This is a genomic window from Methylobacterium sp. ME121 (assembly GCF_000974725.1).
GTDB classification, from domain to species: Bacteria; Pseudomonadota; Alphaproteobacteria; order Rhizobiales; family Beijerinckiaceae; genus Methylobacterium; species Methylobacterium radiotolerans.
Genome location: NZ_BBUX01000071.1, coordinates 18,387 through 30,354 on the forward strand (window position 1 = coordinate 18,387; position 11,968 = coordinate 30,354).

The 11,968-nt window shown below is 72.6% G+C and carries 10 protein-coding genes; 2 read left to right on the forward strand and 8 right to left on the reverse strand.

Annotated elements, in window-relative coordinates:
* Positions 1–171: 171 nt before the first annotated feature.
* Positions 172–465, forward strand: coding sequence for a helix-turn-helix domain-containing protein (locus tag ME121_RS27430; protein WP_012318786.1), 294 nt, complete (start codon positions 172–174; stop codon positions 463–465).
* 25 nt (positions 466–490) lie between these two features.
* On the opposite strand, the gene ME121_RS27435 is transcribed toward ME121_RS27430, so the two are convergent.
* The 7 genes from ME121_RS27435 to ileS all read right to left on the reverse strand — a co-directional run bounded on the left by ME121_RS27435 (position 491) and on the right by ileS (position 10,139).
* On the reverse strand, positions 491–1,264 hold the full coding sequence (locus ME121_RS27435; protein ID WP_012318785.1) for a ferredoxin--NADP reductase: 774 nt from the start codon (positions 1,262–1,264) through the stop codon (positions 491–493).
* A 316-nt stretch (positions 1,265–1,580) separates the two neighbouring features.
* The gene (locus tag ME121_RS27440; RefSeq protein WP_059409958.1) at positions 1,581–2,531 is read right to left on the reverse strand and encodes a ring-cleaving dioxygenase; all 951 of its coding nucleotides are present in this window, start codon (positions 2,529–2,531) and stop codon (positions 1,581–1,583) included.
* A 246-nt stretch (positions 2,532–2,777) separates the two neighbouring features.
* Positions 2,778–4,073, reverse strand: a complete 1,296-nt coding sequence (locus tag ME121_RS27445) for a M16 family metallopeptidase (protein ID WP_012318783.1) — start codon at positions 4,071–4,073, stop codon at positions 2,778–2,780.
* 106 nt (positions 4,074–4,179) lie between these two features.
* Positions 4,180–5,589, reverse strand: coding sequence for a M16 family metallopeptidase (locus tag ME121_RS27450; protein ID WP_012318782.1), 1,410 nt, complete (start codon positions 5,587–5,589; stop codon positions 4,180–4,182).
* Positions 5,590–5,748: 159 nt separating this feature from the next.
* Positions 5,749–6,411, reverse strand: a complete 663-nt coding sequence (locus ME121_RS27455) for a hypothetical protein (protein WP_012318781.1) — start codon at positions 6,409–6,411, stop codon at positions 5,749–5,751.
* Positions 6,412–6,571: 160 nt separating this feature from the next.
* Positions 6,572–7,087 (reverse strand): signal peptidase II, encoded by a 516-nt coding sequence (gene lspA / locus ME121_RS27460; protein ID WP_012318780.1) that lies wholly within the window; start codon positions 7,085–7,087, stop codon positions 6,572–6,574.
* Positions 7,088–7,172: 85 nt separating this feature from the next.
* The gene (gene ileS, locus ME121_RS27465; RefSeq protein WP_089231337.1) at positions 7,173–10,139 is read right to left on the reverse strand and encodes an isoleucine--tRNA ligase; all 2,967 of its coding nucleotides are present in this window, start codon (positions 10,137–10,139) and stop codon (positions 7,173–7,175) included.
* 336 nt (positions 10,140–10,475) lie between these two features.
* Between ileS and ME121_RS27470 the strand changes: the two genes are divergently transcribed.
* Positions 10,476–10,745, forward strand: coding sequence for a hypothetical protein (locus ME121_RS27470; RefSeq protein ID WP_012318778.1), 270 nt, complete (start codon positions 10,476–10,478; stop codon positions 10,743–10,745).
* A 19-nt stretch (positions 10,746–10,764) separates the two neighbouring features.
* Here ME121_RS27470 and ME121_RS27475 read toward each other — a convergent pair whose 3' ends face one another.
* Positions 10,765–11,718, reverse strand: coding sequence for a DMT family transporter (locus tag ME121_RS27475; protein WP_012318777.1), 954 nt, complete (start codon positions 11,716–11,718; stop codon positions 10,765–10,767).
* Positions 11,719–11,968: the final 250 nt, after the last annotated feature.

Consider the following 11,968-nt stretch of genomic DNA (forward strand, 5'->3'; position numbering starts at 1 on the left):
CGCGAAGGGAACCGGACTCTTCCGCCGCGGCGCGCGGGCCGCGGATACAGGGAGAGTGCGGAAACTTCAGATCACCGGCCCGGCAGGCCGATGGCGCGGTGGATACGGTCGCGCTCGGCCTGCGTCAACCGGAAACTTGATAATTCTTTCAGTTCGGGCGATCCCGGATCCATGATCACTGCCGCCCAGATCCGCGCCGGCCGCGGACTTCTCAAGTGGACGCAAGGGGTTCTCGCGAGCCGCGCCGCGGTCTCCGTCGTCACCCTGAACATGATCGAGAGCGAGCAGGTCCAGCCCCGCACCCGGACCCTCGCGGCGATCCGCGCGGTCCTCGAGGGGGCCGGCATCCGCTTCGTCGGCGACCCGCAGGAGGGCTACGGCGCGATCCTGCGCCCCGCCCCCGAGGCCGGATCCGGGGACGCGCCGGCACAGAAAAGCCCGGCGCGGCGGACCGCACCGGGCTGAAGCCGAACCGGCCTGCGCGGACGCGCTACTTCTCGACGAAGGCCTTCTCGATGACGTAGTGGGCGGCCTCGCCGTGGTTGCCCTCCTCGTAGCCGCGGGAGGACAGGAGCTCGCGGGTGTCGCGGATCATGTCGGGGCTGCCGCAGAGCATGAAGCGGTCGTTCTCGATCGACATCGGCGGCAGGCCGATATCCTCGAACAGCTTGCCCGAGACCATCAGGTCGGTGATCCGGCCGCGGTTGCGGAACGGCTCGCGGGTGACGGTCGGGTAGTAGATCAGCTGGTTCGAGATCATCTCGCCCAGGAACTCGTGGCGCGGCAGCGTCTCGGTGATGGTCTCGCCGTAGGCCAGCTCCTGCACCTGCCGGCAGCCGTGGACAAGCACGACCTTCTCGAACCGGTCGTAGGCCTCGGGATCCTTGATGATCGACAGGAACGGTGCCAGCCCGGTGCCGGTGCCCAGCAGGTACAGGTTGCGGCCCGGCAGCAGGTTGTCGAGCACCAGCGTGCCGGTGGGCTTCTTGCCGACGATGATCGGGTCGCCGACCTTCAGGTGCTGCAGCTTCGAGGTCAGCGGGCCGTCCTGGACCTTGATCGAGAAGAACTCCAGCTCCTCCTCGTAGTTGGCCGAGACCACCGAGTAGGCGCGCAGCAGCGGCCGGCCCTCGACCTCCAGGCCGATCATGGTGAACTCGCCGTTGCGGAAGCGGAACGCCGGGTCGCGGGTGGTGCGGAACGAGAACAGGTTGTCGGTCCAGTGGTGGACCGACAGAACGCGCTCCTCGTAGAACTTGCTCATCGACGGATCAGTCCTCGAATCCTCTGACGCTCGGCTCACGGTCCCGACGATTCGGGTCCCGTGGTGCGGGGGATCCCCGCCGCCCCGCTCGGGCGGGGGTGGATCCTCGGCAGGGAACCCGCCCGGATCCGGATGCGAACACACGCGCGCTGCTTCTTTCGCAGTTGCAGCACGCCCGTCAAGGCGCGCCGGGATCACACACGCGAAAGAAGTGAACGGCCTGGAATCGTTCGAATATTTAGCGTCTTCGCGGACGCCCCGCAGCGTCGCCCGGGACATGGGAGGGTTGCCGCCGGGCGGGCCCCGCGCCGCGCCCTCAGGCGGGGGCGCCGGGCCGGAGCGGCGTCAGCCCGGCCTCGATCTCGGCCCGGCGCGGCTCCAGGAACGGCGGCAGGGCCAGGCGCTCGCCCAGGGTCTCCAGGGGCTCGTCCGCGGTGAAGCCCGGCCCGTCGGTGGCGATCTCGAACAGGATGCCGTTGGGCTCGCGGAAATAGAGGCTGCGGAAGTAGTAGCGGTCCACCGGCCCGCTGCTCGGCACCCGCGCCGCCCTGAGCCTGTCGGCCCAGGCCTCGTACGCCCCGTCCGGGATGCGGAAGGCGACGTGGTGGACCGCGCCCGCGCCCTGGCGGGCCGGCGCGGACCGGTCGGCCAGGAGCTGGAGCTCCGCGGCCGGGCCGCCGGGTCCCATCGCGTAGACCTCCACCGGGCCGTCCCCCGTCTCGAAGGTGCGGTCCCGGCGCATGCCGAGCACCTCGGTCAGCACGGCGGCGGTGCGGGCCGGGTCCGGAACCGACAGCCGGATCGGGCCGAGGCCGCGGATCTGGTAGGCGGCCGGCACCGGCGATCCGTCCCAGGGATGCTCCGGCCCGGTCCCGCCATCGTCCACCAGGGCGAGGCGCTGGCCCTCCGGATCCTCGAAGTCGAGGGTGAGGCGCCCGTCGCGCGCGACCGGCTCGGCCTCGACGAGGCCGGCCTCGCGCAGGCGCGCGTGCCACCACGCCACCGCGCCCTCGCCCGGGACGCGCAGATGCGTGCGGGTGATGCTGCTGGAGCCCCGCCACTCCCGGGGCGCCGGCCAGTCGAAGAAGGTGATGTCGGTGCCGGGGCTCGCCAAGCCGTCGGCGTAGAACAGGTGGTAGGCCGAGACGTCGTCCTGGTTCACCGTCTTCTTCACGAGCCGCAGCCCGAGCGTGCCCGTGTAGAAGGCGACGTTCTCCGCCGCGCGCGCGGTCACCGCGGTGAGGTGGTGAATGCCGGTGAGCTGCATGTCGGTCCTGGAGTTCGCCGCGTCCGCCTCAGGTGGGGAGCGGCGGCGGCTTTGCGAGCGGCCCGCGGATCGGGAGGCCGGCACCCGTTCCCCCGGCGCAGCGCCGCGGTCGGCCTGCACCGGTCGCCGCCCGGGAGGCGCCACGCCGCTCCGGGCCGCGCCCCGGAAGGGCGAAGGGGTCGCGGCGCGCCGATCGTCCCCCGGACGCGGCCGATCTTGCGGAGCCGCGTTCCCGAGCCCGGGCCCTCAGAGCCCGACCGGCCGGCCGGCGGCGACCACCAGCATCTTGCCGTCCGCGAAGGTGCGGGCGGCGGCCCGGCGGATATCCGCCTGGGTCACGGCCGACACCATCGCGTTGCGGCGGGCGATGTAGTCCATGCCCAGCTCCTCGAAGGCGATCTGCACCAGCTGGTGGGCGATCTTGGTCGAGGTGTCGAAGCCGAGCGCGTAGGAGCCGGTCAGGTAATCCTTGGCCTTCTGCAGCTCGTCGTCGTCCGGCCCGTCGGCGATCAGCCGGCCGATCTCGTCGCCGATCACCGACAGGGCCTCGCCGACGCGCTCGTTCTTGGTGGCGGTGTAGCCCCAGGTCATCGCGGCCGACCGGTGGCTGACCAGCGAGGTCCCCACCGAGTAGGCCAGCCCGCGCTTCTCGCGCACCTCCTGGAACAGGCGGGACGTGAAGGCGCCGCCGCCGAGGATGTGGTTCAGCACATAGGCCGGGATGAAGTCCGGGTCGCGCCACGGCACGCCGGCCATGCCGAACCGGATCACCGACTGGGGCACGTCGAGGTCGACGATGACGCGCTTGCCGAGATCGTGCACCTCGGTGCGCGGCACCGCCTTCAGTTCGCCGGCCTCCGGCAGGGCCCCGAAGGCGCGGTTCAGGCCCTCGGCGAGCTGCTCGGCGCCGATGGCGCCGACCGCCGCCACCTTCACCCGGCCCCGGCCGATGATGCGGGCATGCATCGCCAGCAGGTCGTCCCGGGTGATCGCCGTCACGCTCTCCACGGTGCCGGAGGACGGGCGGGCGTAGGGGTGGCCGGCGAAGGCCTCCTTGAAGAAGCGGCGGGAGGCGAGCACGCCCGGATCGTTCTGCTGGTAGCGCAGGCCGGCGATGATCTGGGCGCGGACGCGCTCGATCGCGTCGGGGTCGAGGCGCGGCTTGGCCAGCGCCAGGGCGAGGAGCGCGATGCCCTCGTCGGCGTGCTTCACCAGCATCTTCAGCGAGCCGCCGACCGCGTCGGCGCCCGCGTGGAACGACAGCTCGATCGCCCGGGCGGCGAGCCGCTCCTGGAACAGGTCGGAGGTGAGGTCGCCGGCGCCCTCGTCGAGGAGCCGCGCCAGCATCTGCGCGCAGCCGGCCTTGCCGGCCGGGTCCTGGGCGGCGCCGCCCTCGAAGGTGAAGGCCAGGGCGATCATCGGCACCACCGGCGACTCGACGTGCCACGCCTCGATGCCGGGGGCGGTCGTCACCGGCAGCGCCGTGGTCGGCGAGCTGACGGTTTGGGCGGTGGTCTCGACCAGAGTCTCGGCCAAGCTCATGGGAACCTCGTGTCTCTTTCTCGGGCGACGGCGGAGCGGGCCAGGGCTCCCGTTCGGCACGCGCCCCGTCCGGCCCCGTCACGGGCCCGGCGGGACGCACCCGGGGTTACTCGGCGGCCATCGCGACCGGGGCGTCCGGATCCTGCGCCTTGGTCAGGTAGCCGGTGACCGAGCGGGCCGGCGTCAGCCAGCGCTCGGCGGCGCCCTTGAGGCGGTCCTGCGTCACCGCCTCGATGTCGGTCGGCCAGCGGCGGACCTCCTCGATGGTCTCGCCGATCGCGAGCGCCGAGCCGTAGATGCGGGCCAGCGACGACTGGCTGTCGGAGGAGTAGACGGTCTCGGCCACGAGGCGGGTCTTGGCGCGCTCGATCGCCTCGGCGTCGAGGGCCTCCGCGGGGGCGCGGCGCAGCACCCGGTCGACGGCCTCCTCCAGCTTCTCCAGCGGCACGCCCTCGGCGGGCACCGCGTAGACGGAGAAGCGGGTGTCGTCGATCGCCGAGCCCATGTACCAGGCGCCGGCATTGACCGCGAGGCCGCTCTCCATGACCAGCTTGCGGTAGAGGTACGAGGTCGAGCCGCCGCCCAGCACCTCGGCCAGCAGCTCGAGGTCGTGGCAGCCGCCGTCGCGGGCGGTGATGCAGGAGGGGGTCAGGTAGAGCCGCTGCAGGGTCGGCTGCTCGACCTTCGGGTCGGCGACGGCGACGCGGCGCAGGGCCTTCGGCTCCGGCTCCCGCGCCCGCAGGCGCTCGGGCCGGGCGCCCTGGGGCGCGACGCGGCCGTAGGTGGTCTCGGCCAAGCGCCGGACCTCGTCGGGGGTCACGTCGCCGGCCACCACCAGGATGGCGTTCTCGGGGGTGTAGAAGCGCTTGTAGTAGGCCAGCGCGTGCTCGCGGTTCAGGCCCTCGATCTCGTGCATCCAGCCGATGATCGGGATGCCGTAGGGATGGTGCACGAACAGGCCGGCGGCCATCGCCTCGGAGAGCTGGGCGGAGGGGTCGGTCTCGACCCGCATGCGCCGCTCCTCCAGCACCACGTCGCGCTCGGGGGCGACCACGGCGTCGTCGAGGACGAGGCCGCTCATGCGGTCCGCCTCGAACGCCATCATGGTGCCGAGGTGGTCGCGGGCGACCCGCTGGAAATAGGCGGTGTAGTCGTAGCTGGTGAAGGCGTTCTCCTGGCCGCCCAGGCCCGACACCGCCTTCGAGAAGGCCCCGACCGGGTGCTTCTCGGTGCCCTTGAACATCAGGTGCTCGAGGAAGTGGGCGATGCCCGACTGGCCGAGCGGATCATCGGCCGAACCGTTGCGGTACCAGATCATGTGGGTGGCGACGGGGGCCCGGTGATCGGGGACGACCACCACGTCGAGGCCGTTGTCGAGGGTGAAGGCCGTCACTTCCGGTCCGCCCGCCTCGGAACGCCCGAACGGCGCGGCCTCGCCCCGGCCGGCGCTGCCGCCGTAGGGCGAGCCCGGACGCAGCGGGAAGAGGGTGGGCGTCGCCTTCCTGAACAGGTGCATTCCGCTTTCCTTCTGCCGGCCCCGGATCGAAGCGTCCCGCGTCGGGATGCGCGCGCGGATCGGGGCCGTCCTGGTCACCGGGGCGCAAGAACCGCACCGGGACGATCGTCTCATGTTGCCACGCCGCCGCGCCGTTGCAACGGCGACACGGCGCCCCCGTCACTGCTGCGCGCGCTGACGGAGATACGCGCGGGGATCCGACTCCTCGCGCTCGCGGCTGGCGTTGTTGATCGGGTCGCTCGACGGCGGCCGGGCCAGCTGCTTGGGCGACTGCCGGTATCCGGTCGGCGGATCCGTCAGCGTGTCGCGGCTCGGCTCGATGTCGGAGGGCTCGGCGTTGGCGCTCTTGCCCTTGAGCAGCTCGAAGGGGCTGAGCAGGCTGTCGTCGCGGTTGTTGTCGCCGGGCTTGCGCTCGGCGGTGGTCGTCAGGCCCGCCCCGGCGCGGCGGCCCCCGCGCATCTCCTCCACGGAGAGCGTCGCGTTGTTGTCGTCGTAGCGGCCCTGGGCCTGGGAGCCCTTGGGGTTGCGCCGCTCCACGGCGGCGCGCTCGCGCTCGACGATCTCGGGATCCTTCGGCCAGGCGGTGCTGGTGGAGCGCGCCCGCGGCTGGGGCAGGGCCTTGCCGTCGATCTTGGGCGGCATCACCAGCGGGGGCCGCTCGTGATAGTCGATCGGATCCTGGCGCTTCTCCAGGAGGCCGATGCCCGACAGGGCGTCGCGCATGAACTCGCCGCGCTCCTGCGCGTGCGCGGGGCCGACGCAGAGCGGAGCCAGGGCCACCGCGGCGGAGAGGAGGGGACGAAGCCTGCGATGCCCGGTCATGCTGCCTCACGGGTTCCGGACGGGGGGTCCGGCTCTGGGACGACCGCGGCGCGGCCTGATCCGACGGGTCCCGGCCTGAGGCCGGTTTCCGGCGATCGTATGGCGCCTTGACCGCGTCGCGCCAGGAGGGCGGTGCAGCCGTACCTGTGTGTTGCAGGGATCACAGGCGCGGCGCCGGGTCGCCCCGCGCCGGCGACGCCCGGTCCTTGCGGCCGTCCGGGGACAGGCTGTCGAGGATCAGGCCGATCACGCCCGCCACGATCGCCGCGTCGGCGACGTTGAACACGTACCAGGACCAGCCGCCGGCATGCAGGTGGACGAAGTCGAAGACGGCGCCGTAGGCGGCCCGGTCGATGGCGTTGCCGAGCGCGCCGCCGACGATCAGCCCGAGGGCGATGCCGAGGAGCCGCGACGTGGCCCGGCGCATCCAGAGCCCGAGGCCGATCGCGGCGGCGAGCGACAGGGCCACGAGGAGCCAGCGGCCGATACCGCCCTCCTGCTGGAACAGCCCGTAGGAGACGCCCCGGTTCCAGACCACGACGAAGTCGGCGAAGGGCGCCAGCCGCCAGGGCTGCGTCAGCACGAGGTCGGTGCCGAAATAGAGCCCGAGCTTGGTGGCCTGGTCGAGGATCAGGGTGAGGACGAGGGCCAGGAGGCCGGCGCGGAAGGGCGTCACGGGCGGCGCGCCCGGCCCGGGCCGGCGCCCCCCGCTCCCCGCGGGCGGGGAGCAGGGGCGGCGCCGCCGACGACGTGGGAGGCCCTCACGCCGCGCTCGCCTCCGGATGCGCCGCGTCCCACTCGCGCAGGGCCTGGGCGTCGCGGGGCGTCACCTCCGGGTAGTCCGGATCGCTGCCCACGCTCGGGCTGACCCGCCAGGACCGGGCGCATTTGCGCCCCTCGGCCGGGCTCGGTACCACCGCCACGCCGCGCACCTCGTCGAGCCGGAAGGCCTCGGCCGGGCCCTCGCCCGCGACCACCGTGATGGCGGAGGTGATGCAGGTATCGGCGAAGTCGCAGCCCTCGAGCGCCGCGAGCAGCTCCGGGTCCGCCACGTAGACCGTCGGTGCCGCCTCCAGGCTCGCGCCGATGCGCTTGGCCGCGCGCTCGATCTCCAGGGCGCCGGTGACCACCCGCCGGACCCGCCGGATCCTGTGCCAGCGCTCCGCGAGGGCGGGGTCGAGCCAGTCCGCCGGGGTCTCCGGCAGGGTCTGGAGATGCACCGAGCCGTCCTCGGACGGGTAGCGGTCGAGCCACGCCTCCTCGGCCGTGAAGGCCAGCACCGGGGCGAGCCAGATCGCCACCCGCCGGAAGGCCTCGTCGATCACCTGCAGCGACGCCCGGCGGCGGACCGAGGACACCGGATCGCAGTACAGGGCGTCCTTGCGCACGTCGAAGTAGAAGGACGACAGGTCGCCGGTCATGAAGCCGTTGAGCAGCGCCACCACCCGCTTGGTGTCGAAGGCCGCGTAGGCCTCGCGGATCTCGCCGTCGAGCTCGGCGAGCCGGTGCAGGATCAGCCGCTCCAGCTCGGGCATGTCGGCGTAGGCCACGTCGTCGCCCGGGACCCGGTGGGCCAGCGAGCCCAGCATCCAGCGCAGGGAGTTGCGCAGCTTCCGGTAGGTCTCCGCGAAGGTCTTGATGATCTCCGGTCCGATGCGCAGGTCGTCGGTGTAGTCGGAGGCCGCGACCCAGAGGCGCAGGATGTCGGCGCCGGAATCCTTGATGACGCTCTGCGGCGCGACGACGTTGCCCTTCGACTTCGACATCTTCAGGCCCTTGCCGTCGAGCACGAAGCCGTGGGTCAGGACGATGTCGTAGGGCGCCCGGCCGCGGGTGCCGGCGGATTCGAGCAGCGAGGACTGGAACCAGCCGCGGTGCTGGTCGGAGCCCTCCAGGTACATGACCCGGTCCCGGCCGCCGTCGCGGACGCGCTTCACCCCAGAGAGACCCGGGAAGGCCTCCGGATCGTCGAGCACGAAGGCGTGGGTCGAGCCGGAATCGAACCAGACGTCGAGGACGTCGGTGACCTTCTCGTAGGCGGCCGGGTCGTGGTCGGGCGCCAGGAAGCGCTGCGCGGCGTCGTCGCGGAACCACGCGTCGGCGCCCTCGGCCGCGAAGGCGTCGCGGATGCGGGCGTTGACCCGCTCGTCCCTCAGGATCTCGGCGGTCTCGCGGTGGACGAAGACGGTGATCGGCACGCCCCAGGCGCGCTGGCGCGAGACCACCCAGTCCGGCCGGTTGGCGACCATGCCGGTGATGCGGTTCTTGCCCTGGGTCGGCACCCACTGGGTGTCGTCGATGCCCTGGAGCGCGACCTCGCGGAGCGTCCGGTTGCCGAGCGAATCCACCGGCCGGTCCATGGCGATGAACCATTGCGGCGTGTTGCGGAAGATCACCGGCTTCTTGGACCGCCAGGAATGCGGGTACTGGTGGCGCAGCACCCCGCGGGCGATCAGCGCCCCGGCCTCGGTCAGCGCGGCGATGACCGCCTTGTTGGCGTCGCCCTTCTCGCCCTTGGCGGTGAGCACGCGTGTGCCGGTGAAGCCCGGGGCGGCCTCGGTGAGGACGCTGTCGGCGTCGATCGTGTACGGAATGGTCGCGTCGATGCCGCGCTCGCGCAGCAGCCGGCCGCTGGCCATCCAGAGCTCGAAATCCTCGCGGCCGTGGCTCGGCGCCGTGTGGACGAAGCCCGTGCCGGACTCGTCGGTGACGTGGTCGCCGTCGAGCATCGGCACGGCGAAACCGTAGCCGAGCTTCGCCAGCGGGTGGTCCAGGGTCAGGCCCGCGAGCGTCGACGGGCTCACGTCGGCCACGCGCGCGAACGCCTCGACCCGGGCGGCCTTGAACACGGTCGCGGCCAAGCTGTCGGCGAGCACGTAGGTCTGGCCGGGGGTCGCCCAGTTGTCGGCCGGCGCCTCCGTGACCCGGTACAGGCCGTAGGCGATTTTTTTGGAGTAGGCGACCGCGCGGTTGCCGGGGATCGTCCAGGGCGTGGTCGTCCAGATCACCACCCGGGCCGCCGCGAGGTCGCCCTCGGCGCCGGACCGGATCGGGAAGGCCACGAACACCGTGTCGCTGACGTGCTCCTCGTACTCGACCTCCGCCTCGGCGAGCGCGGTCTTCTCGACCACCGACCACATCACGGGCTTGGAGCCGCGGTAGAGCTGGCCGCTCATCGAGAACTTCATCAGCTCGTCGGCGATCACGGCCTCGGCGGGGAACGCCATGGTGGCGTAGGGATGGTCCCAGTCGCCGGTGACGCCGAGGCGCTTGAACTCCTCGCGCTGCACGTCGAGCCACTGGGCCGCGAAGGTCCGGCATTCCTGCCGGAACTCGATCACCGGCACGTCGTCCTTGTTGCGGCCCTTGGCGCGGTACTGCTCCTCGATCTTCCACTCGATCGGCAGGCCGTGGCAGTCCCAGCCGGGGACGTAGTTGGCGTCGAAGCCGAGGGCGGTCTGCGAGCGGACCACCACGTCCTTGAGGATCTTGTTGAGCGCCGTGCCGATATGGATGTTGCCGTTGGCGTAGGGCGGGCCGTCGTGGAGCACGAATTTCGGCCGGTCGCGGCCGGCGGCGCGCAGCTTCCCGTACAGGTCCATCCGCTTCCAGCGCTCGATGAAGAGCGGCTCGCGCACCGGCAGGCCGGCGCGCATCGGGAACTCGGTCTGCGGCAGGAACAGGGTCTTGGAATAGTCGCGGGCGGGCGCGGTCTCGGGGGCGGTCATCGGATCTCGCATCGGCGGTCGGGCCGGCAGCGTCGGGCCGGCGGAATCGGGTCGGGCGGCAGGAGGATCCCGGACCTCCGCGCGGCCACGCTGGAGCGGGCCCTCAGGCGGAGGCCGGGCCGGTAATTCGGATCGGGCGGCCGGGGCCGCGCAGGGCGCGCGAAGCGTGCATGGGGCGTTCTCTACCAGCCGCCCCGGCCCGAGGCCAGCGGCAGCGCGGATCACGCGCCCGTGACCGCGGATGGGACCAATCGGCGTCTGAACCGTTGACCGACACACCCTCCGCCCGCCGCGGCGGCGCGGAGCCGACCCAGACCGATATCCGGGAGTAGCCCCATGAAGAAGCTTCTGATCGCGACCCTCGCCCTCGCGCCGCTGGCCTACGCGGGCGCCGCGGAGGCCCAGGGCACGGCGCGCGGCGCCCAGCGCGGCGTCGAGGACGGCACGGCCGCGGCCGGCCCCGTGGGCGGGGTCGTCGGCGGCGCGGTCGGCGCGGCGACCGGCACGGTCGGCGGCGTGCTCGGCACCGATCCGGACCCGGCCCGCCGGGCGCGCGAGAACCGCCGCGAGGAGCGGATGGAGCGCCAGGAGCGCCTCGGCCGCTGACAGGTTCCGGCCGGTCGCCTCAGGCGGCCGGCCGCGCCTCCCGGCGGATCGTCTCCTGCGCCAGGAGGTACAGGCCCGATCCGACGACGATCATGGCGCCCGCCACGGTCCAGCGGCTCGGGACGTCGCCGAACAGCAGGAAGCCCAGCGTCACCGACCACAGCAGCTGCGTGTAGATGAACGGCGCCAGCACGTTGGCCGGGGCCCGGGCATGGGCCATCACCAGCAGCCAGTGGCCCAGCGTCCCGAACAGCGCCACCCCGAACAGCAGCGCCCAGTGGGTCAGGCTCGCCGGGCTCGTCCAGATCCAGGGCAGGAGCGGGGCCATCAGCGCGAGCCCCGCGAGCCCCGTGTAGAACATGGTCGTGGCGGTCGAGTCGTAGGCCGCGAGCTTGCGCGTGATGATCGCGTAGAAGGCGTAGACCACGACGTTGGCGACGCAGAGCAGCGCGGCCGGATGCATCCCGCCGACGCCCGGCCGCACGATCACCAGCACGCCCAGGAAGCCGACGCCGATCGCCGTGAGCCGCGCCCGCGACGACCACTCGCCGAGCAGCGGCCCGGCGAGCAGCGCCACGGTGAGCGGCGCGGCGAACTGGATCGAGATCGTCTCGGCGAGCTGCAGGTAGCGCAGGGCCAGGAAGTTGAGGGCCGTGGAGGCGAAGAGCAGCAGGGAGCGCGCGATCTGCAGCGGCAGGCGCCGGCTCTTGACCACGCCCGGCGTGCGCACCGGGTTGATGAACAGCGAGATCATGGCGACGCTGGCCGCGTAGCGCATGAAGGTGGTGACCAGGGGGTCGACGCCGGCCCGCGCCAGGGTCTTGCCGCAGGCGTCGAGGCTCGCGAAGAAGGCGACGGCCCCGCACATCAGGGCGATGCCGACGATCCGCCGGCGGCCGGCGAGCTCGGCCTCCGGATCGGCGCGCGTCGCGGCGCTGTCGTCGGGGACGGAGGTCGCGACCTGCGTGCTCATGCCTGACCAATCTCGGTAGAGGCCGAAATCCCTGCCACGCCCGGCGCCGCGCCGGTATCCGTCGGCGCGCAGGGGAACCATGCAGCCGGCACGGTCGCCCGCGCCGGCGGGGGCTCAGCGCTTCGCCGCGACCTTCTCGGCGACGGGCGCCCTCTCGGCGGAGGCCGTCTTGGTCGCGGCCTTGGCGAGCTTCGGCTTGGGCGGCGTCGCGCCGGCGATCAGGGCGGCGAGGTGCGACTGGTCGAGCCCC

Bases quoted from the DNA above. Each gene is read 5' to 3' on its own strand.
- ME121_RS27430 (WP_012318786.1), top strand. From the start codon at position 172: ATGATCACTGCCGCCCAGATCCGCGCCGGCCGCGGACTTCTCAAGTGG.
- ME121_RS27435 (WP_012318785.1), bottom strand. From the start codon at position 1,264: ATGAGCAAGTTCTACGAGGAGCGCGTTCTGTCGGTCCACCACTGGACC.
- ME121_RS27440 (WP_059409958.1), bottom strand. From the start codon at position 2,531: ATGCAGCTCACCGGCATTCACCACCTCACCGCGGTGACCGCGCGCGCG.
- ME121_RS27445 (WP_012318783.1), bottom strand. From the start codon at position 4,073: ATGAGCTTGGCCGAGACTCTGGTCGAGACCACCGCCCAAACCGTCAGC.
- ME121_RS27450 (WP_012318782.1), bottom strand. From the start codon at position 5,589: ATGCACCTGTTCAGGAAGGCGACGCCCACCCTCTTCCCGCTGCGTCCG.
- ME121_RS27455 (WP_012318781.1), bottom strand. From the start codon at position 6,411: ATGACCGGGCATCGCAGGCTTCGTCCCCTCCTCTCCGCCGCGGTGGCC.
- ileS (WP_089231337.1), bottom strand. From the start codon at position 10,139: ATGACCGCCCCCGAGACCGCGCCCGCCCGCGACTATTCCAAGACCCTG.
- ME121_RS27470 (WP_012318778.1), top strand. From the start codon at position 10,476: ATGAAGAAGCTTCTGATCGCGACCCTCGCCCTCGCGCCGCTGGCCTAC.
- ME121_RS27475 (WP_012318777.1), bottom strand. From the start codon at position 11,718: ATGAGCACGCAGGTCGCGACCTCCGTCCCCGACGACAGCGCCGCGACG.